This is a genomic window from Sorangium sp. So ce321 (assembly GCF_051530195.1).
Classification (GTDB): Bacteria; Myxococcota_A; Polyangia; order Polyangiales; family Polyangiaceae; genus Sorangium.
In genome coordinates this window covers 5,292,333-5,317,963 of record NZ_CP150329.1, presented here as the reverse complement: position 1 = coordinate 5,317,963, position 25,631 = coordinate 5,292,333, and the positions used below count along the sequence as shown (strand labels likewise).

The following is a 25,631-nucleotide window of genomic DNA, read 5'->3' as shown; positions in this document are numbered from 1 at the left end:
CACACCGCTGCGGCACGGGTCTCTCACGCATCGTCAGGGTACGGCCGGGTCCGTTGATTGGTGGGCTAGACAAGACCTCTCCCTCGTGTCATGACCTGCGACCGTGGCTTGAGCGTTCCACGTACCCCACGATCCTCTCGGGCTCGCAGCGGAGCGAGCGCGGAGCCCGGGGGGTCGTCTCGACCGTTTGCGCCCCCCTGAGCCTCCCGCGAAGCCTCCGATTCGCTGCGGGCAGCACGCATCGCTTCGATGGATGAAGCGCCTGTGCACACGCAGGTGATCTTGCGTGCTTGCATCGAAAGGAACTGTTCGTGACAGCTGGTATGACTTTTGCTCGGCATGCGCCCAGTTCCGCACAGGATCACTCGTTTGAATCTCGGAGCGCCATGGAATCGCTGCCCGAGCTGCTCGCTCGCCGCGCGGAGGAGCTCGGCGACGCGCCTGCGTACATTCATCTTCACGAAGGCGAGGAGGAGACGGCGGCGCTCTCGTTCGCCGCGCTCCACGCCCGCGCTCGAACGATCGCCGCCTTCCTCCGGAAACACTATCCTCCGAGGAGCCGCGTCCTCCTCCTGTTCGCCCCCGGGCTCGATTTCATCGAGGCGTTCTTCGGCTGCCTGCTGGCGGACATGGTGGCCGTCCCCACCTCGCTCCCGCGACCGAATCAGGCGGAGTCCCGGTTCGACGCCATCACGGCCGACTGTGCTCCTGCGTGCGCGCTCACCGCGCGACCCACGCCGCGGGAGAGGAGCGCATCGGCCTCGCGCTCCGGGTCGACCATTCACACGCTGACCATTCACACGCTGGAGGAGTGCTGCTCGGGCACCGACGCCGGGCGCGCCGACGGCGCGCCTGGCGCGCCCGATGACGTCGCGTACCTCCAGTATACCTCCGGCTCGACCTCCAGCCCCAAGGGCGTGATGGTCAGCCATCGCAACGTCCTGCAGAACTGCCGCATGCTCGCCGACGGGTTCGGGATCGAGGGCGGCGACACCTTCGTCAGCTGGCTGCCCCACTTCCACGATCTGGGGCTGATCCACGGGATCATGCTGCCGCTCTTCGTGGGCGGCAGGTGCTACAGCATGCCTCCGGCGTCGTTCATCTTCCGACCGATGCGCTGGCTCGAGGCGCTGTCGCGCCACCGCGGCCACCATAGCGCCGCTCCGAACTTCGCCTTCGATCTCTGCGTGACGAGCTCGACCGCCGAGCAGCGCGCCCGGCTCGACCTGTCCACGTGGAAGACGGTGATCAATGGGGCCGAGCCCGTCCGCGCGGGGACCCTCGCGCGCTTCCTCGCGGCCTTCGCGCCGAGCGGATTCCGGCCCGACGCGCTGCGACCCTCCTATGGCCTGGCAGAGGCGACGCTGGGGGTCAGCGTCTCGCCGAGGCGCCCGCCGCGCGTCGTCAAGGTGAGCTCCACGGCGCTGCAAGAGGGGCGGGTGCGCGCCTGCTCCGCCGCGGATACCGACGCACAGGAGCTCGTGAGCTGCGGCCGACCCCTGGCCGACACGCGCGTCACGATCGTCGACCCAGCCAGCGGAGAGCCCGCCCCGGATCTGCAGGTAGGCGAGGTGTGGGTCGAGAGCAGCGCTGTCGTGAGCGGCTACTGGCAGAACCCGGACGCCACCCGCGCCTCGTTCGGCGCGCGGCTGCGCGGGGCTGGCGACCTGCGCTTCCTGCGGACCGGCGATCTCGGGTTCTTGCATGAGGGGGAGCTGTTCATCACGGGACGGCTCAAGGACGTCATCATCGTCCGGGGGCGCAATTACTATCCGCAGGACATCGAGCTCGCGGTGTGCTCCGCCCACGAGGCCCTCGCCCCCGACGGGGGAGCAGCCTTCTCCGTGGGCCTCGAGGACGGGTTGAGCCTCCCTGTCGAGGATCCGGAGGCGATCGTCGTCTGCCAGGAGATCAAGCGCGGGCAGCGCGGGCTCGATCTCGAGGCGCTCGCGCGCGCCGCTCGGGGCGCCGTGGCGCAGCAGTTCGGGCTGCCCGTGCACGCGGTCGTGCTCCTCCCCCCGCGCCGCCTCCCCCGGACCACGAGCGGGAAGGTGCAGCGAAGGGCGTGCAAGGCGGCTTTTTTGCGCGATGAGCTGGAGCCCCTCGGCGTCTTCCACGGCGCGCCGACGCGCGATGGAGCGCCGGGCGCGGCCGCGGCCCAGGACGGGGCCTCCGCGGCGGCCTGCACGCAGCCCGGCGAATCAGGCTGTACCGCGCGCCTCGGGGCGCTCGTGGGAGAGATCCTTCAGATCGACGCCGCGCAGCTGCGCTGGGACGTGCCGCTCGTCGAGGTCGGGCTCGAGTCGGTCAAGGCGATCCAGCTCGCGGAGCGCATCGCCAGGCTCAGCGGCAGGCAGATCTCGCCGGTGAGCTTGATCGAGGGAATGACGTTGACCGAGCTTCTGCGCCTGATCGCCGAGCCGTCGCCGTCGGGCGGCCGCGAGGGCGAGGCCCCCGTCGTCAGCCCAGGCGACGACGACCCGGAGGCGCCCTTTGCCCCGACCGACGTTCAACGGGCGTACCTGGTCGGGCGCGAGAGCGCCTTCGACCTCGGGGGCGTCGGCTGTCACGGCTACCTCGAGCGGGAGTGCGATGGACTGGATCTCGAGCGCTTCGAGCGAGCGTGGAATCGGGTCATCGCACGGCACGGGATGCTCCGGTCCGTGTTCACCGAAGACGGGCTCCAGCGAGCGCAGCGGACGGTGCCCCGCTTCGAGCCGAAGGTCTGGGACCTCCGCGCGATGGCGCCGGCCGACGCCGGCCGGACGCTCGATGACATCCGTCATCGGCTGTCCCACCGCGTCTTCGCGCCCACGGAATGGCCCCTGTTCGACGTCGCCGTGTCGCTCCTTCCGGACGGCCGGTGCCGCGTGCACATCAACCTGGATCTCCTCGCGCTCGACGCCTGGAGCTGCGGGATCGTCTCGCGCGATCTGGAGCGCTTCTACGAGCAGCCCGAGATCGAGCTCCCGCCGCTCGGCGTGACCTTCCGGGACTGCATCGTCGATGCGGAGCGCCACCGACAGACACCGGATCACGAGCGCTCGCTCTCGTACTGGCGCGAACGCGTGGCGAGCCTCCCCCCCGCGCCCGACCTGCCGCTCGCCAGGAAGCCTCGAGACGTCACGCCCCCCCGGTTCGTGCGGCACAAGGGGCGCCTCGACAGGTCCGCGTGGGAAGCGCTGAAGAACCGGGCGAAGTCGAGCCGCCTCACGCCTTCGGCCGTCGTCCTCGCGGCGTTCGCCCAGGTGCTCGGGAAGTGGAGCGCCCGCCCGGAGTTCTCGCTCACGCTGACGTCGTTCGAGCGTCCGCCGCTGCACGAGGACGTCTCGGAGATCGTCGGCGACTTCACCACGGTGGTGCTCCTGGGCTTCGACGTGGGCCGGCACAGGGGGGTCTCCGAGCTGGCCCGCGCCACCCAGGACCAGATCTGGAGGGCGATCGAGCACCGGCGCCCTGGGGCGATCCCGGCGCTCCGCCAGCTGCGCGCGCCGAGCGTCCCCGTGGTGTTCACGAGCCTGCTCGGCCAGGGAGGGGCCGAGCCGCAGTCGCTGTTCTCCTGGCTCGGCGAGGAGGTCTTCATGGTCACCCAGACGCCGCAGGTGTGGCTCGATCATCAGGTGACCGAGGACCAGGGGGACCTCGCGTTCTCCTGGGATGTCGTCGAGGGGCTCTTCCCTGATGGGATGGTCGGAGCGATGCTCGAGTCCTATCTCGATCTGCTCACACGGCTGGCGCGCGGCGACGAGGCGTTCCAGCGGGCGAGGGTCGCGCTCCCGATCGCGCAGCAGGCGGCGCGCGCCGAGGTGAACCGGACGCAGCGGGCCGCGCCGGACGAGCTGCTCCACGCGGCGTTCCTCCGGAGCGCGGCGGCCCGCGGCGAGTCGCCCGCGGTGATCGCGCCCGAGGGGAGCATCACCTACGGGGAGCTCGACCGGCGGAGCAACGCCCTCGGCCGCGCCTTGCGGGCCCGCGGCGCGCGCCCCAACACCCTTGTCGCCATCGCCTGCGAGAAGGGCATGGCGCAGGCGCTCGGGACGCTCGGCACCCTCAAGTCCGGGGCTGCCTACGTGCCCGTGGATCCGACCTGGCCCCGAGCGCGGATCTGGGGAATCCTGGAGCAGAGCGCGGCGCAGATCGTCCTCACCCAGGCGCGGTTCGCGGAGCCGGCCCGGTGGCCCGCGGGGACGATCGTCGTGCCCCTGGACGCACCGGGCGGACTGTCATCAGAGGACGAATCGCCCCTCGAGGCCGTCCAGCGGCCCGACGATCTGGCCTACGTCATCTTCACCTCGGGCTCGACGGGGAGGCCGAAGGGCGTGGCGATCGACCACCTCGGCGCCGTGAACACGCTCGCGGACGTGAACGCGCGCCTCGGCGTGAACGCCTCCGATCGCGTCCTGTCGCTCTCGTCGCTCGCCTTCGATCTGTCGGTCTACGACCTCTTCGGCCTGTGGGCGGCGGGCGGCGCCGTGGTGCTCCCCGAGCCGGCCCGGCTGCGCGATCCCGGCCACTGGGAGGAGCTGATGTCCCGGCACGGCGTGACGTTGTGGAACACCGTCCCGGCGCTCATGCAGATGCTCGTCGAGCACCGGGCGCCCCGCTCGGCCGCCCTCGCGCCCCTGCGCGCCGTGCTCCTCAGCGGGGACTGGATCCCCGTGACCCTGCCCGATCGCATCCGTGAGACGTTCCCTGGCGCGTCGGTGCTGAGCCTCGGCGGGGCGACGGAGGCGTCGATCTGGTCCATCGCCTACCCGATCACCCACGTCGAGCCGAGCTGGAAGAGCATCCCTTACGGCAAGCCGCTCGCGAACCAGCGGTTCTACGTGCTCGACCGGGCGATGGAGCCGTGCCCCGACGGGGTGTCCGGGCGCCTCTACATCGGCGGCATGGGCCTCGCGCGCGGCTACTGGCGTGACGAGGAGAGGACGCGCGAGCGCTTCGTGACGCACCCGGAGACCGGCGAGCGACTGTACTGGACCGGCGACCTGGGACGCTGGCTGCCGGACGGGAACATCGAGTTCCTGGGACGCGAAGACTTCCAGGTGAAGGTTCAAGGGCACAGGATCGAGCTCGAGGAGATCGAGGCCGCGCTGCTCCAGCACCCCGACGTGGCGAGCGCCGCCGTCTCGGTGGGGAGCACGGCGAGCGGTGGAAAGCGGTTGATCGCCCATGTCGTTCCGGCCCCGGACAGGGCGCTCGAGACCGCCGTGCTGCGGGCGTTCATCGCCTCGAAGCTCCCGGACTACATGGTGCCGGGCGCTTTCGTGGAGCTGCCCCGCCTCCCCCTCACCAGCAACGGCAAGGTCGATCGCAGCGCCCTCCGCGATCCGGCGCTCGCGGCCGGCGTGGAAGCGCCGCCCGGCGAGCCTCCGCCGGGCATCGCGGCCGCTCCGGCGCTCGCGCCCGGACTCGAGGAGCTGCTCCGCGAGCACCCGAGCGTCGAGACAGCGAGGGTGGAGCGCGCGGCGGACGAGCGAGCCGGGCTTGTCGCGTACGTGACGGCCCGGGAGGGCGCGGCGGACTCGACCTCAGCCTTGCTGCAGGATCCGATCGCGAGGCTGAAGTTCAAGCTGAGCAAGCCGGCGCAGCGGGCCGATCTCTCCGGGGCTGCCATCCCTCTGATCGCCCGCGCGCGCACGGACGAGGAGCTCTCGGCGCTCGCGCGGCGGCGCAGCTACCGCCAGTTCCAGAGCGAGCCCATCGCCTTCGAACGCCTGGCGCGCTTCCTGCGGCAGCTGTCTCCGGTGAGGCTGCCAGGCTATCCGCTCGGCAAGCAGCTCTATTCCTCGGCGGGCAACCTGTATCCGGTGCATGCGTACCTGTACGTGAAGCCGGATCGGATCGAGCGGGTCCCCGGCGGCACATACTACTTTCACCCCGAGCGTGAGCAGCTGGTCACGATCCAGCTCGGCGCGCACATCGATCGCTCGGTCCACGGGGGCCCCAACGGGCAAGCCTTCGACAGCTCGGCCTTCAGCGTGTATCTCGTGGCGGACCTCGGCGCCATCGAGCCGGTGTACGGCAGCCGGGCGCGGGATCTGTGCCTCATGGAGGCCGGCATCATCGCCCATCTGCTCGAGTCGACGGCGCCGGACCACCAGATCGGTCTCTGTCAGACGGGCGGATTCGACTTCGCGCAGGTCGCCCACCTCTTCCAGGTCGGCCCGCGGTACGAATACCTCCACGGCCTCGTCGGGGGGGCCATCTCGGTCTCGGACACCACCGTCGAGGCGCTGGCCCGCGAGTCGGCGGCGCTGGGGGCCATGGTCGACGCCGCGACCCGCGCCGCGTCGCCGCAGGGCTCCGCCCCGGCGAGGCCGGAGCGGCTGCGCGATCGGCTCGCGCGAGCGCTCTCGTCGTACATCGCGGAGCGCTGGACGGAGCAGCCCGTCAGCGTGGTGGTCGTCGACAGGCTCCCTGGCTCGGCGGAGGGCGCGCGGCGGTCGGTCCTGGAGGACGTGCCGCCGCGCGCGGAGCAGGCCAGGACGGGGCTCGCCGCGGAGCTCCCGGCCAGGGGGGAAGCCGACGAGCATCCTGGCCAGGAGCCGCCGGCGCGGCGCTCGATCCCGGGGCGAACGCCGCGCGCGGCGCTGGATCAGGCGAGGGCCGCCGCCGTCGCGGGAGATGGGCTGGAGAGCGCCATCGCCCGCATCTGGGCCGAGGTGCTGAGACGCCCGCACGTCGGTCACGACGACAACTTCTTCGATCTCGGGGGCGACTCGCTCCTGCTCGTCAGCATGGCGCGGCACATCCGCGAGCGCCTGGGAAAGGATGTGTCGTTGATCAACCTGTTCGAGCACCCGACGGTGTCCCAGCAGGCGGCCTACCTGAGGCCCCTCGGGGTGAACGCGCCCCCCTCGGCGAAAGGCGAGGAGGCCGCGGAGGGCGAGGCAGCGCCGGGCGCGGCGGAGAGCGGTCGGTTCAACGCCATCACCGCGCGCGCCCGGCGGCAGCGCGAGCGAGGTCTGGAGCGGCGCGCGCTCGCGCCGGAGCAGGCCTCGCCCCGGGGCAAGCCGGAGGATTGAACGATGCAGGACCTCGGAGATCTGCGCGACGCCATCGCGATCATCGGGCTGAGCGGGCGATTCCCGCAGGCGAACGATCCGGAGGCGTTCTGGAGGAACCTGCGCGACGGCAGGGAGTCCATCACCCGCTTCACGGAAGAGGAGCTGCTCGCCGCCGGGGTCCCTCCCGCCCGGGTGAGGGATCCGGGCTACGTCAAGGCACGACCTTGCCTCGACAGGCCGGAGTGGTTCGACGCCGACTTCTTCGGATACAGCGAGCGGGAGGCGCAGTGGATCGACCCGCAGCAGCGGCTGTTCCTCGAGTGCGCGTACGAGGCGCTCGAGGACGCAGGCCACGACGCCGAGCGGTACCCTGGCTGGATCGGCGTCTTCGCAGGCGCCATGATGAACTCGTATCTCCATTCGCACCACCGCGCGCTGCTCCAGAAGTTCGAGTCATCCGAGGCGATTCAGCTCCTCATCGCGAGCGACAAGGACTATCTGGCGACGCGCGTCGCGTACAAGCTCAACCTCAAGGGCCCTAGCATCAGCGTCCAGACGGCCTGTTCAACCGGGCTCGCGGCGGTCCATCAGGCCTGCCAGAGCCTGCGCGCCGTCGAGTGCGACATGGCGATCGCGGGCGCGGCATCGGTGATGTTCCCGGAGCGGCGCGGGTACTTCTACGAGAAGGGCGGGCCGTGCTCTCCCGACGGCCACTGCCGTCCCTTCGACGCCGACGCCGCGGGCACGGTGTTCGGCGACGCGGTCGGGGTCGTCGTGCTCAAGCGGCTCGAGGACGCGATCGAGCAGGGCGACTTCATCCACGCGCTAATCCTCGGCTCCGCGACGAACAACGACGGTTCCGCCAAGGTCGGGTACACCGCCCCGAGCGTCGACGGGCAGGCCTCGGTGATCGTGATGGCGCACGAGGTGGCCGGCGTCCGGCCGGACACCATCGACTACGTCGAGGCGCACGGGACCGGCACATCGCTGGGCGACCCCATCGAGGTCCGCGCCCTGGAACAAGCCTTCCGGCGCGCGCCCGGCCCGCTCCGCCGTTGCGCCCTCGGCTCGGTGAAAGGGAACGTGGGCCACTCGAACACGGCGGCCGGCATCGTCGGGCTCATCAAGACGGTGCTGGCGCTCCGGCACGCGCAGATCCCGGCCACGCTCCACTACCAGCGGCCCAACGCGGAGATCGATCTCGACAGCTCCCCTTTCCACGTGAACGCGGAGCTCCGCGCCTGGCCGAGGAACAACGGCCCTCGGCGAGCCGGCGTGAGCTCGTTCGGCATCGGCGGGGCGAACGTGCACGCGGTCCTCCAGGAAGCTCCTGCCTACCAGCCGACCCCCGCGGGAGAGAGCGAGCTCCTGGTGCTGTCGGCCCGGAGCGAGGCGGCCCTGGCGCAGGTGCGATCGCGCCTCGCGGAGCACCTCGAGGGGCGCCCGGAGCTCTCCTTGCGCGACGCGGCGTTCACGCTGCTCGAGGGGAGGCGGAGGTTCTGGCACCGCGATTTCGTCGTCGCTTCCTCGTCACCCGACGCGGTCGCGCGGCTGCGCAAGCCCGGGCCGGGGCGAGGGGCGCAGAGGGGCGCCGCGGGCGTGGTGATGCTGTTCACCGGACAGGGGAGCCAGCACCCCGGAATGGGCCGGTCGCTGTACGAGGAGCACGCCGTCGTCCGGGAGACCGTGGATGCGTGCGCCGAGACGCTCCGGCCGCTCCTCGGCCGCGACCTGCGAGCGCTGCTGTTCGACGGCCCGGCCGACGAGCTCCGGGAGACGGAGGTCGCTCAGCCGGCGTTGTTCGTCGTCGAGTACGCCGCGGCGCGGCTGCTCGAATCGTGGGGAGCGCGCCCCGAGGCGCTCCTCGGGCACAGCGTCGGCGAGCTCGTCGCGGCCTGCGTCGCGGGGGTGCTCTCGCTCGAGGACGGGCTCCGGGCGGTCGCGGTGCGCGCGCGGTTGATGCAGTCGCTGCCGCGCGGGGCGATGATCGCGGTGCCGCTGTCCGAGGGGGCGGTGCTCGAGAGCCTGCCGGCGGAGCTGTCGCTCGCCGCGGTGAACGCGCCCGAGCTGTGCGTCGTCTCCGGCGCCGAGGCGGCCGTCGCGAGGTACGAGGCACAGCTCGGCGCGCGCGGGATCAAGGGACGCCGGCTCCAGACCTCCCACGCCTTCCACTCCGCCGCGACCGAGCCGATCCTGGACGAGTTCCGCAGGGCCATGGCGGGGATCACGCTGCGCGAGCCCCGGATACCCCTCCTCTCCAACGTCACCGGCGGGTGGATGACGGGCGCGATGGCGCGAAGCGCCCAGTACTGGGCTGACCACCTGCGGCGCGCTGTCCGCTTCGGGGACGGCGTCAAAGAGGTGCTCGAGGGCGCGGGACCGCATCTCTTCGTGGAGGTCGGGCCGGGCTCGACGCTGTGCTCGCTCGTGCGCGCGCAGCTCGGGGGGAACGCGGAGAGCGCAGCTATCCCGCTGCTCCCCGGGCCTGGCGACGCCGGGAACGGCCGGCGCGTGCTGCTCGAAGCGGCCGGCGAGCTGTGGGCGCGCGGCGCCGACCTGCGCTGGCAAGCGGTATCCCCGGACGCGCGGGCGCGCCGGGTCCCCTTGCCCACCTACCCCTTCGAGCGGAGGCGCCACGCGGTCGAGGACGGCCCAGCGGAGCCGTCCATGAGCACGGCGCAGACGACGGCTCCCGAGGGCGCGGAGGACGCCGGAGGTGCGCGGCTGTTCCGGCTCCGCTGGTCTCGTCTCCACGAAGCCGCCCCGGTGTCCCGGCCAGCGGACGAGGCGCCGTGGCTGCTCCTCACCGACGCAGGCGAGAGCGCGGGCGCGCTGGAAGCGCACGTCCGCGGCTCGGGCGCTCGCTTGATCACGGCCCGCCCCGGGCCGGCGTTCGCTGCGTCGGGCACCTTCGCGTTCGTCCTGCGCCCTGACAGCGAGGAGGATTTCCGGGCGCTGCTCTCGACCCTCGACGGACAAGGCCTCTTCCCCCGGCGCATCGTCCACCTGTGGAGCGCGCTGGGGGGGCCGGGCAAGAGCGCTGAAGAGCTCCTGCGACGGGGCTTGCTCAGCGTGTGCGCCGTCTCGCGTAGCCTCGGCGCCGCGCCGCCGAGGGCCGAGATCGAGCTCGCGGTCGTGACCCGTGGAGCCCACGCGATCGCCGGCGAGACGACCCCTTCGCCGGACCATGCCGCGCTCATCGGCCTTTGCCGCAGCCTGGGCAACGAGCTCGCCGGCGTCCGCTGTCGCGTCGTCGACGTGATCCTGCCGCGGGACGGGGAGACGGGCGCGCCGTGGGCGCGGTCCCTCTTCCGGGAGCTCGCGGGCGAGCCGGAGCACGACCTCGTGCTCCTGCGCGCACAGCAGCGCTGGGTCCCGGCGTTCCAGGCGATCCCCCCGTCATCGCCAGCCCCGGAGGCGTCGCGCTTGCGGCGAGGGGGCGTCTACCTGATCACGGGCGCCTTCGGTGGGATCGGGCCGCGTCTCGCCGAGCACCTCGCGCGCACCTGGTCGGCGAAGCTCGTGCTGATGGGGAGGACGCCGCTCCCGCCACGATCGGAGTGGTCGAGCTACAGGGAGCGCGACGAGGCGCTGGCCGCGACCGCCGAGATCCTCGAGGCGCTGGAGCGGATGGAGGCGCAGGGGACAGAGCTCGTCGTCGCCACCGGGGACGTGGCCGAGCCGCGGGACGTGGCGCGCGTGTTCGCCGAGGCGAGGGCCCGCTTCGGGCGCATCGACGGGGTCTTCCACGGCGCCGGGGTTCCGGGCGCCGGCCCGCTAGAGGCGCGGACGAACGAGGAGATCTGCCAGGTGCTGTCGCCGAAGACCACCGGGACACGGAACCTCGCCGACCAGCTCGCGCAGGAGCAGGAGCAGCCCTTCCTGGTGCTGTTCTCGTCGACGTTCTCCCATCTCGGGGCGATCGGCCAGGCGGACTACGCCGCCGCGAACGCGTACCTCGACGCCTTCGCCGGGGCGTACCAGAGCACGACAGGCAACCCGAGCTTCGCCATCGCGTGGGACGCCTGGGAGCAGATCGGCATGGCGGCGCGGGCCGGAGTCACCCGGCGGGCGCCGTTGCCGCCCGGGCCGAGGTCGAACCCGCGGGGGCCACACCCGCTGATCGACCGGGTCGAAGGCGGTGCGCTCGGGCCGCGGGCATTCCACAAGCGGCTCAGCCTGGCGCGCGACTGGCCTGTCGTGGAGCACCGGACGCAGCACGCCGGGCTCGTCTCCGGCACGACCCTGCTCGAGATGGCGCGGGCCGCGGCCACGCTCTCGGGGATGGACGCCGTGGAGCTGCATGAGGTCCGCTTCCACGCGCCCTGCCGCGTGGAGGACGGGGCGCCGCAGGACGTCTGTCTCGCGACCGAGCGGAGCGGGACGCGGACCGAATTCTCGATCTTCGCTCCGGGCCCCACCGGGGCCAGGGAGCGGCTCGCCTCAGGCTACTGGACGCCTGCCCTCGGCGAGGCGCGCGGGCGCGCGCCGGTCGAGTCGATCCGGCGGCGCTGCCGCCCGGCAGCCGCCCGGCAGCTCTTCGAGGCCGTCGACGCGAGCCGCTTGCTGCGGTGGGGACCTCGCTGGGACTGCATCGAGTCTCTCCATGTCGGGGAGGACGAGGTCCTCGCCGACATCCGTCTTCGCCCGGAGTTCGCGGCGGACCTGTCCGTGTACGGTCTGCATCCAGCGCTGCTCGACGTGGCCACCTCGCTGACCGCCGTGCTCGATCCTCGAGGGATCTATCTCCCCGCGGGGTATGGCCGCGTGGTTTGCCTGGCGCCCACTCCATCGAGGCTGTTCAGCCATGTTCGTCTGCGCCGGGAGGAGACCGAGCCTGGCCGTGTGCTCTCCGCGGACGTGACCCTGCTCGACGAGCAGGAGCGGGTCATCGCCGACGTGACCCGCTTCGTCCTCCAGCGCGTCCACGGCGGCGCCGGAGCCGCCCTCTCCGCGCCGGCGCAGAGGACGTCGCGCGGCATCGCCCCGGAAGACGGGATGAGGGCCATCGAGCAGATCCTCGCGCTCACCGGGCCCGAGCAGATCGTGGTCTCGCCGCGCGACTTCCCTGCCCTCGCCGAGCAGCAGCGCCGCGCCCGGCTGGAGCCCTCCAGAGGTCCGCGGCGGACCCTCGGCGACGACGAGCGGCCTCGCGACGAGATAGAGCGCGTGCTGTGCTCGCAGTGGGAGGAGCTGCTCGGCCGGCGGCCGATCGGCGTCCACGACGAGTTCTTCAGCCTCGGCGGCCACTCGCTCCTGGCGATCCAGGTCCTCTCGCGGGTCAAGGAGGCGTTCGACGTCGATCTACCGAAACAGGACATGTTCGAGGGGGCGACCGTCGCAGGGCTCGCCGAGAAGATCACGAGCGCTCTCGCCGAGCGCCTCGCGGTGCTCGAGGCGATGACGGACGCCGCCGCGCCCGGCGAGCCGTCCTGAGCCACGAACGCACCGGAACCGGGAGAGGAACGTCAAGTTGAGCGAGCTGCAGCAGCGGATCAAAGGCCTGTCGTCCGAGGAGCTCAAGGCGCTCGTCGCGAAGCTGAAGGGACGAGGTCCGTCCGGCGGCGGAGCGGCGGCGGGGCCGCAGCGGACCGGGACGCGGTCGAGGTTCCCCCTGGCGTTCGCGCAGCAGCGGCTCTGGTTCCTGTACCGGTACGAGCCCGACAGCCCTGCGTACAACCTCCATGGGGCGGCGCGCCTCCGGGGCTCGCTCGACGTGGCGGCGCTCGAGCGGGCGATCTCGCTCCTCGCGGAGCGGCACGAGATCTTGCGGACGCGCTTCGGCGAGGACGCCGAGGACGCCTATCAGGAGGTGCTGCCAGCGTCCGGCGTCGCCGTGGCGGTCACGGACCTCTCCACGATGGCGCCGGCGGCCCGCGAGCGCGAGCTCGTCCTCCGATGCGCGGAGATCGCCCATGCGCCCTTCGCGCTGGAGCGGGGCGACCTCCTCCGGGCAGCCCTCTTTCGCCTGACCGCGCAGGAGCACGTCCTGCTCATGGCGACGCATCATATCGCCAGCGATCACTGGACCTGGGGCGTGCTGCTCCGGGACCTCGCCACGCTCTACAACGAGCTGGTCGCGGGGCGCGCCCCGCGGCTGCCCGAGCTGCCCGTCCGGTATGGCGATCACGCCGTCTGGCAGCGAGGCCAGTGGAGCCAGGAGCGCCTCCAGCGAGAGCTCGCGTTCTGGAAGGAGCGGCTGCGCGGCGCGCCGGCGCTCCTCGAGCTGCCGCTGGACCGGCCGCGCCCGGCCTCGCAGGCGCACCGGGGCGCGAAGGCGTCGCTCACGCTGTCACCCCGGCTCTCCGCGGCGGTGAAGGCGCTATGCCAGCGGGAGGGCGTCACCCTCTTCATGACGCTCCTCGCCGCGTACCAGATCCTCCTCTGTCGCGTCACGCAGAAGCTCGATGTCGTGGTCGGGTCGCCCGTCGCCGGGCGGACGCGGCGAGAGATCGAGCCGCTCGCCGGGATGTTCGTCAACAACCTCGCGCTTCGCGCCGACCTCTCGGACAACCCCGGCTTCGTCGAGCTCCTCCGCCGGACGAAGCGCGACGTGCTCGACGCCTTCGCGCACGACGAGCTGCCGTTCGAGCTGCTCGTCGAGGCGCTGCAACCCGAGAGGAGCACGTCCCACGCGGCGCTGTTCCAGACCCTGTTCATCCTGCAGAACGCGGCGGCCGATCTGCCGGCCTTCACGGGGCTCGCGCTCGAGCCGGTCGAGGTGCCGGTGATGACGTCGAAGTACGACTGGACCGTCGAGGCCTGGGACCGCCCGCAGGGCATCCGGCTCGATCTGGAGTACGACACCGATCTGTTCCGCCGCGAGACGGTGGACCGGATGCTCAGGAGCTACGAGGCGCTCCTGCGCGCGGCGGCCACGCGCCCCGACACGCGCGTGCTCGACCTGCCGGTCGTGCACGAGGACGACGCGCTGCTCCTCGACCAGTGGAACCGGACGGAGCGACCGTTTTCCGAGGATGTCTGCGTGCACGAGCTCTTCAAGCGGCAGGCGCAGCGCCATCCGGAGCGCGTCGCGCTCGCGTTCGGTGACGGAGAGATCACGTACGGAGAGCTCGACCGCGCCTCCGCCCGTCTCGCGCGCCGGCTGCGCGCGATGGGCGTCGGCCCGGACGTCCCGGTGGCGATCTGCATGGAGCGATCGCTCGATCTCGTCATCGGGCTGCTCGCGATCCTGAGATCGGGCGGCGCCTACGTGCCCCTGGATCCCGCGCTGCCGGGCGAGCGCATCGGCTATATCCTGCGCGATCTCGGGGCCGCCGTCCTGCTCACGCAGCGCGCGCTGCGGCTCTCGCTCGCCGGCGAGCCGCAGCGGACGGTGTTCTTCGAGGACCTCACCGCGGAGGCCGCCTTGGCCGAGGCGCCGCTCGTGGCTCCGCCCTGCAGCCGGGATCTCGCCTACATCATCTATACGTCGGGCTCGACCGGACACCCCAAGGGCGTACAGGTCGAGCACCGCAGCGTCGTGAACTTCCTCGAGGCGATGCGGGACAAGCCCGGTCTCGACGCCGGCGACGTGATGCTGTCGGTGACCACGGCGTCGTTCGATATCTTCGTCCTGGAGCTGTTTCTGCCGCTGAGCGTCGGCGGAAGGACGGTCCTCGTGTCCGCCGCCGAGGCGCGGGACGGCGTCGCGCTCCTGCGAGCGCTGGAGAGCTCGGGAGCGACGGTCATGCAGGCGACGCCGAGCACCTGGCGTCTCCTGCTCGCGGCGGGGTGGACCGGCAGCCCGCACCTCCGCGCGCTGTCCGGCGGGGAGGCGCTCCCGCCGGACCTCGCCCGGGAGCTCGGCGCGCGCGCGGGTTGCCTCTGGAACCTGTATGGCCCGACGGAGACGACCGTGTGGTCCGCCGCGGCGCGCGTCGACGATCCGGACAGGATCACCCTGGGATCCCCGATCGCCAACACGCGCATCTACATCCTGGATGAGCGGCGCGAGCCGCTCCCGATCGGCGTGGCCGGGGAGCTGTACATCGGCGGAGCGGGCCTGGCCCGTGGCTATCATGGCCGGCCCGACCTGACCCGGGAACGGTTCGTCGAAGACCCGCTCTCGACGGCGCCGGGCGCGCGGATGTACCGGACCGGCGACCTGGCGCGCATCACGCAGGACGGGCAGATCGAGTTCCTCGGCCGGCTCGATCATCAGGTGAAGATCCGCGGCTTCCGCGTCGAGCTCGGCGAGATCGAGGCGACCGTGGCGCGCCACCCCGGCGTCCGGGAGTGCGTCTGCGCGGCGCACCGGGACCCGGTGGGCGAATCGGTGCTCGTGGCCTATTACGTGCCCGCGGCGGAGCCGGTGAGCCCCGACGCGCTCAGGGCGCACGCGCGCGCTTTCTTGCCCGAAGCCATGCTCCCGGCGCGCTTCGTCGAGCTGCCCCGGCTGCCGCAGACACCGAACGGCAAGATCGACCGCAAGGCGCTCCCGAGCCCGGACGCGCTGGAGCGCGCGCCGGCGCGAGATCGGCAGCTGCCGGCGACCGAAACGGAGCGGCTCGTGGCCGCCGTGTGGGAAGAGCTCCTCGGGCGCGCGCCGGGCAGGACCGACCATTTCTTCGAGCTCGGGGGCCACTCGCTGCTCGCGATGCGCGTCGTCTCCCGCATCCGCGAGCGAGCGGGCGTCGAGGTGCCGCTCCGGTGGCTGTTCGACGCGCCGGCGCTCGCCGACCTGGCTCAGCGGATCGAGCAGATCGCGCGTCCCTCGACGCGTCCGGCGCTGCGCCCCCGCGACCCGGGCGGGGTGATCCCGCTGTCGTACGCGCAGACGCGGCTCTGGTTCCTGGACCGGCTGGCGCCCGGGACAGGGGCCTACAACGTCGGTGGCGCGGCCGAGATCGCGGGGCCTCTGTGCGTGCGCTCCCTCGAGCGCGCGCTTCATGCCGTCATCGAGCGGCACGAGGCCCTCCGCACCGTGTTCCGCGTCGTGGACGGGGCTCCCGTCCAGATCGTTCAGCCGTCAGCGCAGCTCGACTTCGAGGAGATCGATCACCGGCGCCCGGCGCTCGCTCCGGACGCGCGCGAGGCGACGGCGCTCGCGCGGCTCCGGCGGATGGCCGCGCGCCCGTTCGACCTCGCCAGAGGCCCCCTGGTGCGGGCCGAGCTCGCGCAGCTCGACGACGAGCGGTACCTGTTCGCGTTCGCGATGCACCACATCGTGACGGACGGCTGGTCGCACGAGATCTTCGTGCGCGAGCTCGCCGCCGCCTATGAAGCGCTCTCGACGGGCGAGCGCCCGCGCTGGGGAGCGCTCCCGGTCCAGCACGGCGACCATGCGGTCCACGAGCGGCGGCGCTGGGACGAGGCGGCGCGGAGCGAGGAGATCGCGTTCTGGAAGGCCGAGCTCGCGGGCGCCAGTCAAACCCTCGATCTCCCGATGGATCACCCTCGTCCCGTGGAGAAGCGGTATCAGGGGGCGCGGCACCACTTCCGCTTCTCGCGAGCGCTGACGGAGGCCGTCGAGGGCCTCGGCCGCGAGCGCGGCGTGACGCCGTTCATGGTCCTGATGGGCGGGTTCCTCGCGCTGCTCCATCGGCTCAGCGGGCAGGCGGACCTCCTCGTCGGGACGCCGATCGCGGGGCGCGATCACCCCGAGCTCGAGGGCGTCATCGGGTGCTTCGTGAACACCCTCGTGTTCCGCGGCGATCTCGGGGACGATCCGCCCTTCAGCGCGCTCCTCGCGCGGGTGCGCAGCACGGCGGTGCGCGTGTTCGCGCACGCGGACATCCCCTTCGAGCGGCTCGTCAACGCCGTTCGACCGGAGCGAGACCTCGGCCGGACCCCGCTGTTCCAGGTGATGTTCGCCTTCCAGCCCAAGGTGCCCGCGCCGATCGCGCTGGGGCGGGCGCGGGTGACGCCCATCGACCTCGATCCAGGGACGTCGCAGTACGACATCACCCTGTCGATGCAGCACGACGGAGCGACCCTGAGCGGTCATATCGAGTACGACACGGCGCTGTTCTGCGAGGCGACGATCGCGCGCCACGCCGAGCTCCTCCAGCGCCTCCTCGCCGAAGCGGCGCGTGAGCCCGACAGGAGGGTCTCGGCGCTCCTCCCCCGCGACGCGCTCGGACCTGCGACGGCAGCGGCTGCGCGCCGGGCGCTCTCGGCGCCCGCGCTCCCGTTCGTGCGGAGCGCCCCTGCGGGGGAGCCTCCTCGGCTCGTCCGCCGCACCCGGCTCGTCGACGCCGGGCTCATCCGCGGGCTCGAGGCGCGCGCGGCGCTCCTCGGCGTGAGCCCGGGGGCAGCCGTCGTCGCCGCCTTCGCGCAGGCTGTCGCCGCGTGGAGCACGTCGCCGCTGGTCGTCGTGGTCGACGCGTCGGGCGAGCCGCCGAGCGGCGTGCTGTCCGTCTCCCTCGGCACGGGGAGCGGCCGGATCGAGGTGAGCCGCGGTGGCGAGACGCCGCTCGTCGATCTCGCCCGGTCCCTCGACGAGGCCATCGCGCTCGTCGCGCCCGGGACGCGAGCGCCGGACGGAGGCGTGCGTCACCCCGGCGCGACCGCCGTCAGGCTGCACGTCGCCGCGCCCTTCCGGTCCGAGCGAGGTGGACAGGGCACGCCGGCTTCCTGCATCGAGCACGAGATCCGGCAGGACGAGGGGGGCTTCGCGCTGAGCGCCAGCGCCGCCGACGAGCTGTTTCCTGAAGGCCTCGCCGCGGATCTCCTGGAGGCGTACGAGGCGCTCCTGAGCCGCCTCTCCCGGGACGACGCGTCCTGGACCAGGGCGGCGACCATCGAGCTCCCGGAGCGGCAGCGCGCTGTCCGCGCCAGCGTCAACGACACCACGCGTGAGGTCTCGAGCGACCTCCTGCACAGCGGGTTCATGCGGCAAGCGGCGCTGCGGCCCTCCGCGCCGGCGGTCATCAGCCCCGAGAGGACGCTGACCTACGGGGAGCTCGATCGGCAGAGCAGCGCGCTCGCCCGGCGCCTTCGCGCGCTCGGAGCCCGACCGAACGCGCTCGTCGCGGTGGCCGCGGCGAAGGGATGGGCGCAGATCGTTGCGATCCTGGCGGCCCTCAAATCGGGGGCGGCGTACCTGCCCGTCGATCCGGAGTGGCCCATCGAGCGCATCCGCGCGACCCTGGATCAGGGGCAGGTGGAGCTCGTCCTCACGCAGGAGCGCCTGGCCTCCTCGCTGGCCTGGCCCGAGGCCGTGCGCCTGATCGCGGTCGACGACGACAGCGCGCTCGCGTCGGAGGACGACAGCCCTGTCGCGGCGGTCCAGGGGCCGGGCGACCTCGCCTACGTGCTGTTCACGTCGGGCTCGACGGGGAAGCCAAAGGGCGTGGCGCTCGACCACCGCGGCCCGCTGAACACGATCCTCGAGATCAACGAACGCTTCCAGGTCTCCCCGTCGGATCGCGCCCTCGCGCTCTCGGCCGTTCACTTCGATCTCTCCGTGTACGACGTGTTCGGGCTGCTCGGCGCGGGAGGCGCCCTGGTCATCCCCTCACCCGAGGGCGCGCTGGATCCGGCGCACTGGCGGCACCTCGTCGAGACCCACCAGATCACGGTGTGGAACTCGGTGCCCGCGCTGATGCAGATGTTCATCGAGCACCTCGGCGGCGGTCCTCGGGCGTGTCCCTCGCTGCGCTGGGTCATCCTGAGCGGCGACTGGATCCCCGTGTCCCTGCCCGATCAGATCCGCCGCGCTTGCCCGGGGGCGCGGGTCATCGGCGCGGGGGGCCCGACGGAGACCTCGGTCTGGTCGATCTTCTATCCCATCGGAGAGGTGGATCCGACCTGGAAGAGCATCCCTTACGGCAAGCCCCTCCGGAACCAGCGTGTCCACGTGCTCGACGAGCGCATGCAGCCGTGTCCCGACTGGGTCGTCGGCCGCATGTACGTCGGTGGGATCTGCCTCGCCCGCGGCTACTATCGAGATCCTGCGCAGACAGCGGAGCGCTTCCTCGAGCATCCGGAGACGGGCGAGCGGCTCTACTGGACCGGCGATCTCGGGCGATTCCTCCCGGATGGGAACATCGAGCTCATCGGACGGGAGGACTTCCAGGTCAAGCTCCAGGGAAACCGCATCGAGCTCGGGGAGATCGAAGCCGCGCTGGCGCAGCACCCCGAGGTCAGGCAAGCGGTGGTGTGCGTGGAGTCGACCCCGAGCGGGACCAGGCGCCTCGTCGCCTGTTACGTGGCCGAGCGGGGCGCCGCGCTCGAGCCTCGCGTCCTGGAGGAGGTCGTCGCCGCGAGGCTGCCGCGGACCATGGTGCCCGGCGCGTGGGTCGCGCTGGAGCGCATGCCGCTGACGGCCAACGGCAAGGTCGATCGGAGAGCGGTCCTCGATCTTGCTCTCCAGCACCGCCATGGGGCGAGCGCGGCCTACCGGGCGCCTTCGTCGGAGGCAGAGCGCCGGATGGCCGCGCTCTGGTCCGGCGTCCTCAAGCTGGATCGGGTGGGCGTGGACGACAATTTCTTCGCGCTCGGAGGGGATTCGCTCCTTGGCATTGCGCTGGTGGAGCGGGCGCGGGAGGCGGGGCTCGACATCACGCCGAGGCAGCTCTTCCAGCACCAGACGATCGCGCGCCTGGTGACCGCTCGCGCCTCCCTGGACCGCGCGGAGGGGGACGTCGAGCGAGAGATCGGGGAGCAACCGCTCACCGCCCTCCAGCGCTGGTACCTGGAGCAGGCCCGCGAGCGCACCCGCCCGGCGCGCTGGAACGTGAATCTGCTGCTCGAGGCCGTGGCGCCGCTCGATCTCGACAGGCTCGCGCGCGCTTCGCTGCTCCTCGTGAACCGCCATGAGGCGCTCCGCGCGCGCTTCGAGCCCGCTCCGGGCGGCTCTCGCCAGGTGATCGACGAGCCCTGGACCGAGGCGCCGTTCGCCTGCGTGGATCTGTCGAGGGTCCCGGAGGAGCAGCGCGGTGCCGAGCTCGAGCGGCATTGCGATCGCATGCAGGATGAATACGCGCTCGAGCGAGGGCGGCTGTTCCGGATCGTGTTTTTCCGGTGGGACGAGCAGGGGCGAGGCCGGTTATGGCTCAACGCGCACCACCTCGTGGTCGACTGGCTATCGATGATGATCGCCGCGCTCGACCTGCAATCCATCTACGATCAGCTCGCGACGACGGCCGCGCCCCGCCTGCCGCCCAGGGGCGCCTCGCCCGGCCGCTGGACGCGCGCGCTCGAGCGGTGGGTGCACGACGAGATCCTGCCGAACGAGCGCGCCTACTGGCTCTCGCTGCCCTGGGACGAGATCGACCTCCTCCCGGCGGACCACCCGGCGACCCGCCATCTCTATACCGTGGAGTCGGTCCGCGATCACTGGGCGTCGCTCCCCGAGCAGGAGTCCCAGGTCCTCTTGCGGGACCTGCCGGCGCGCTTCGGGGTGAGCACGGAGAACGCGCTCATCGCCGCGGTCCTCCGCGGCGTGACCGCGTGGACGGGCCGCTCCCTTCAGGACATCATGGTCCTGAACTCGGGGCGTGATCTGATGCCCCACCGCGCCGAGCTCGACGCGTCGCGCTCGGTGGGCTGGCTGAGCGCCGAGCGGGTGCTCGTGCTCCGGCGCCCGAGCCAGGAAGAGCCCCTCGCGGCGCTGCTCGACGTGAGCCGGCAGATCGATCGCATCCCGAACGGGGGCCATGGCTACAACCTCATCAAGTACCTCGGCGGCGACGCCCGGCTCAGCGCGGAGCTCGGGCGGCTCCGGAAGCGACCGGGGATCCTGTTCAACTACCAGGGGCGCGTCGAGCCGCCTGCACAGGGATCGATCTTGCGGGTGGCGAATGAGTCCACCGGGTATGACGAGGCGGCGACGAACCTGCGGTTCAACCTGTTCGAGTGCCACGTCCTGGTCCGCGGAGAGGCCCTGACGTTCCGGTGGCGCTACAGCGCAAACGTGCATGCGCCAGCGACCGCGCAGCGGGTCGCCGGCGACGTCATCGACGATCTGCGGGCGATCGCGCGCGCGTGCCGGTGAGCGGAGCCCGCGCCCGCGCGCGCGCGGCGGCGCGAGGGACGGACACAACACCTTGGGATGAGCCAACATGAAGACGTTCGCAATCCAGCTGCCTGACCAGAGGGTCGTTCACGATCGCGTCCCCGACATGGCGAGGACCCTGCATCTCCAGGTGCAGGGCTACTTCAGGCCTCGCGTGCAGAGCCTCCTGGCCGGCGGAGAGGTGACGGTGATCGACGTCGGCGCGAACATCGGCCTCTTCGCGCTCGAGGTGCTGAAGCGCACCGGCGGACGAGCGCGGATCCACTGTTTCGAGCCGATCCCCGAGACCTTCGAGCTCCTCCGGATGAACCTGGGGTCGCCCGGATCGGAGCGCGCGCGCCTGCACCGCGCGGGCCTCGGTCGCGCCGCGGGCACCGCGACCTTCCACTACGCTCCGCGCCAGAGCGCCATCTCGAGCATGTACGACATGATGGCGAGCGACGACAAGCAGGCCACGCTCGCGGCCATCTACGACGAACGGATCCGAGAGAAGCACCACGCGGATCTGCCGGCCTATATGAGGCACCTCCCGCGCGCGGTGAACTCGCTGCTCATCGACTGTCACGCGTGGTGGATGAGGCGTGGCATGAGGCGCGTGCAATGCGAGCTCACGACGCTGTCCGAGCTCATCGAACGGGAGCAGCTCGGGCACATCGACTTGCTCAAGATCGACGCCGAGAAGGCCGAGATCGACGTGCTGGAGGGCATTCGCCCCGGCGACTGGGGCAGGATCCGGGCCGTCGTCCTCGAGCTGCACGACTTCGACGGGAGAGGCGAGCGCGTCCGGCGGATGCTGCGCGATCAAGGGTTCGAGGTGGAGACCGATCAGATCTGCCCCGAGGACGTGATCATCACCATGGCCGGGTACCGGTAGAATGCGGGGGAGCGCCGGCCTCCGGGTGCTCGGCGGCTCCCCCGCTCATCCGCCGTCAATGGCCGGTAGCGGGCAAGAGGCGCACCAGGCGCTGCGACCAGAGCTCGATCAGCTCGGCGATCACCGCCTCCCGGTCCATCACGTCGTCGAGCAGCTCGCGGAGCCGCTTCCGGCCGTCGGCCCGCCACAGGACCTCGAACGTCTCGGCAGAGACAGGGTGCTTCGCGTCGTTGTAGGTCGTGACGATCGCGCGCTCGACCTCGTAGCCGCCCGGCGTGGGGCCTCGCAGCGAGCGCAGCTTCAAGAAGGTCGGAAACGACGGGACGAGCTCCGCGTAGGCCGACGGCGGCGCAGGCTTCTTGTGGACGAGGTGGTCGCCGACGACGAGCTTGTCGAGCCGCGTCGTCAGAAAGCAGGTCACGCAGTCGTCGACCGAGTCGACGATCGGCTCGGCGTTGTTGTTGAAGGAGGTGTTGAGCACCACCGGTACGCCGGTGATGTCGCCGAAGGCCCGGATGAGCTGCCAGAAGCGCGGATTGGTGCGCCTGGAGACCGTCTGGACCCGCGCGGTCCCGTCCACGTGGGTGATGGCGCCGAGCTGCTGTCGCTTGTGCTCGTGGACGGGCACCGTGAAGACCATGAAGGGCATGGTCTCCGCGCCGCCGAGATCGAAGTAGTCGCGCGCGTCCTCCTCGGTCACGGCGGGCGCGAAGGGCCGGAACTCCTCGCGCTTCTTGACCATCGCGTTGATGATGTCCTTGTTCGCCGCCGGCCGGGGATCCGCCACGATGCTGCGGTTGCCGAGCGCGCGGGGACCGAACTCGGACCGGCCCTGAGCCCACCCGATCACGCTCCCCGCCGCGATCAGCTCGGCGGCGGCCTTCGGCGCGTCGGCGAGCTCCTCCACGCTGATGAAATCGCGCCACGCGTCGAGCGCCCTGCGCACCTCGGCCCGCTCGCCGATGTGCCTTCCCCAGTACAGATGGCTCATCGCGGGCGGTCGCCGCGCCGGAGCCTTTCGCATGTGCACGGCCATGGCGGAGCCGAGCGCGCAGCCGGCGTCGTGCGCGGCTGGCTGGACGAACACCCGCTCGAACAGCCCGGAGCGGAGGAGCTTCCCGTTCAATGTGCAGTTGTGCGCGACGCCGCCCGCGAAGCAGAGGCTCACCTGTCGGGTCTCGCGCTGGAAGTGCCGCAGGCAATGGAAGACGATGGTCTCGAGCGCCTCCTGGAGCGAGGCGGCGATGTCCTTGTGGTCCTGCGTGACCGGCTCCCGCGGGGCGCGCGGCCGGATCACGTCGTGGAGATCGACGATCTTGTCGACGTCGATGACCCACGCGCCCTCCGGGAGCAGCGTGTACATCGCCTGGAGCTGCGCCCGGTACCTGCGCGGGTCGCCGTACGGGGCGAGCCCCATGACCTTGTACTCGTCGAACAGCGAGAACCCGAGGAACCGTATCACCTGGACATAGAAATGGCCCAGCGAGTCCCGCTCCGCGATGTCCCTCAACGATCGAAGCTCGCCGCCGGAGCCGACGGAGATGGAGCCCGACTCGCCGTCGCCGCAGCCATCCAGCGTCAAGACGAGGCTGCTCTCGTACCCCGAGCCGATCAGGGCGCTCATCGCGTGGGCCGTGTGGTGCTTCACGAACTGGATGCGCTCGGGCTCCACGTCGGCGCCGAACTCGGCGAGCAGGAGGCGCCTCATGACGTCGTGCGCCGTGCGCAGCTCGGGGTCGGTGGAGAAGAGCCCGCGCTTCACCGCGGCGTTACACCAGTCTTCGCTGATGTAAAAGCAGATGTAGTCCACCTCGTCGACGCGGAGCCCCCGGCTCTCCAGGCAGAAGCGCGCTGCCTGGAAGGGTGCCTTGTTCGAATGCTTGAGGCGGTTCAGCCGCTCTTGCTCGATCGCCACGACGACCTCTCCGTCCTCGAGGAGGACGGCGGCGCCGTCGTGCGACGTCGCCGCATTGAACACTGGTCTCGGATAACCCTGATGGTCCGGCTCGTGGCCGCCGCTTATGCCAAGGATTCGCATGAATGGAGGCTAGCATTCGAATGCGATAAGTAAACCCTGGTCGACGGGCAAATCGACGCGCGAACACGAGGATCAATGCAGGACTCGAGCGGTGGATCGACGCACCGAACGAGGCTGCTTTCATTCGTGTTTCTGCCGGAGCATGGCTCTCCCGCTGTACGCAGACTCCGCACGACGCAGCCGCGAGTCGGCCGTGATTCGGCGCCCTGATGCACGCAGGCATGAGGAAAGCCATCGAGGTGGTCGAGGGTCCTTTGAACGCGCCGCGAATCGAGCGTGGCGCTCATGGCGGCGTGCCTCCTCCGGGGAGCCCGGGGCGTATCCACACCAGATCCAGGACGCGTCATTCGCATGGAATGACGCGGAGATGGAAGGTGGGCCAAGGCGAGCAAGCCAGCCAGGTCGTCGAAGGGGCCGCCTTCACGCCGCAGCCAGCCTGCGGGCAGGCGGCCCTGAGGATCACCGCGCGATACCGCGGAGCTCCAGCTCGCCGCCCGGCGAGCGCGCCGCGAGCACCGTGATCGTCGCCGAGGCCGACGGCCCGAACAGCTCGAGCCCCGAGAGGCCGGGCACCTCGGCCGCGGGCGCCGAGAGATCGGCCGGCCTCCGCCGCAAGGACGCCTCGCCCCCCTCGGGCCGCTCCACCCACTCGACGAGCTCGCCGCGGACCGCGGGGAGCACGTACGGCGCGCCCGCCATCTCGATGCTCGCCGCCACGACATCGCCGCTCCCGGGAGCGGCGATGTCCCCGATCACCAGATCGAAGTGCTCGAGCTTGGGCTCCGGGTGAAGCCACTCCCATTCGAGATAGGCCACCCTCTCTCCGGCGCCGAGCATCGGGAACGCCTGCTTGCCCTCGCGGGAGCGCGGGGAGGCGCGCCCCGTGCGTCGATCATGGACCACGATGTCCGCGAGATCGCGCTCGTCCTGGTCGAAGCGGCCGTCGGGATCCTCGGAGAAATCGGCGAAGGCGACGTGCGTCGCCGAGATGTCCGGAAAACGCTGCTGCCCCGGGCCGGACGCGATGCGGACCGCCTCGGCCTGGCCGGGCTCGTACAGGAAGATGTCCGTGTCGCCCGCCTCGTCCGCGGTCAGCCAGCCCGTCAACACCACCGCGTCTCCCTCCACGCGCGGCTCGCCCGCGTGATCGAACGGGCCGGGGATCGTCCCGGCCTCGCCGCCCCAGCGCGCGCGCACCACGCGTGTGCCATTCTCTGTCGCCTCCCAGGCCACGACGTCGCCGGCGAGCGCAGGCCGGCGGGGCTCCTCCGCGGCGGGCGCGAGGAGGAGCTCTTCGCCCGTGCCGAGATCGCGCAGCTTCAGATCGCCGCTCCGGTCGCCAGCCGCGGGCGCCGCGACGTAGACGAGCCAGCAGCCGTCGATCGCGTAGGCGGGAGCCCCGGGCGCCTGCGGGTCGCCTGCATCGACGTCCGAGTCGAAGACGGCGACGCCGTCGGCCGCGGAGGCGTCGCACGCGGCGGGCGAGGACGGCGCGGTGGAGGCGCCACCGCCGCCGTCCGGCAGGTGCGCCGGCGAGTCGTCGACGACCGCAGGCGAGCAGCCCGCGACGAGCAGCGCGAGAGCGAACCGCCCGCTCCATCCACGGAGAGAGCTCGGTCCTCGATGGCAGGGGCGCGGGAAGATCGGAGAGACCGCTTTTCCCGCCGCGCGGCCTTGCTGGTGCTCCTCCTCGAGCCTCGATGTGTTCAGTACTCCGGAACCGCTGCCCTTCATAAAGAGTCCTCC

General features: G+C 71.6%; 6 protein-coding genes. 4 read left to right on the top strand and 2 right to left on the bottom strand.

The window, feature by feature from the left end; translation table 11 throughout:
* The first annotated feature begins 386 nt into the window (after positions 1-386).
* From WME89_RS19590 to WME89_RS19575, 4 genes are all read left to right on the top strand, one after another.
* Complete coding sequence (locus WME89_RS19590; RefSeq protein ID WP_438010638.1) at positions 387-7,028, top strand: amino acid adenylation domain-containing protein; 6,642 nt, start codon at positions 387-389, stop codon at positions 7,026-7,028.
* Positions 7,029-7,031: 3 nt separating this feature from the next.
* On the top strand, positions 7,032-12,446 hold the full coding sequence (locus WME89_RS19585; RefSeq protein ID WP_438010637.1) for an SDR family NAD(P)-dependent oxidoreductase: 5,415 nt from the start codon (positions 7,032-7,034) through the stop codon (positions 12,444-12,446).
* Positions 12,447-12,483: 37 nt separating this feature from the next.
* The gene (locus tag WME89_RS19580) at positions 12,484-20,952 is read left to right on the top strand and encodes an amino acid adenylation domain-containing protein (RefSeq protein ID WP_438010636.1); all 8,469 of its coding nucleotides are present in this window, start codon (positions 12,484-12,486) and stop codon (positions 20,950-20,952) included.
* 67 nt (positions 20,953-21,019) lie between these two features.
* A complete protein-coding gene (locus WME89_RS19575; RefSeq protein WP_438010635.1) occupies positions 21,020-21,847 on the top strand; it encodes an FkbM family methyltransferase in 828 nt (275 codons plus the stop codon).
* Positions 21,848-21,902: 55 nt separating this feature from the next.
* On the opposite strand, the gene WME89_RS19570 is transcribed toward WME89_RS19575, so the two are convergent.
* Positions 21,903-23,885 (bottom strand): carbamoyltransferase family protein, encoded by a 1,983-nt coding sequence (locus tag WME89_RS19570; RefSeq protein ID WP_438010634.1) that lies wholly within the window; start codon positions 23,883-23,885, stop codon positions 21,903-21,905.
* Positions 23,886-24,344: 459 nt separating this feature from the next.
* Positions 24,345-25,619 carry a hypothetical protein gene (locus tag WME89_RS19565; RefSeq protein WP_438010633.1) on the bottom strand — a complete coding sequence of 425 codons (1,275 nt, stop codon included), beginning with the start codon at positions 25,617-25,619 and terminating at the stop codon, positions 24,345-24,347.
* Positions 25,620-25,631: the final 12 nt, after the last annotated feature.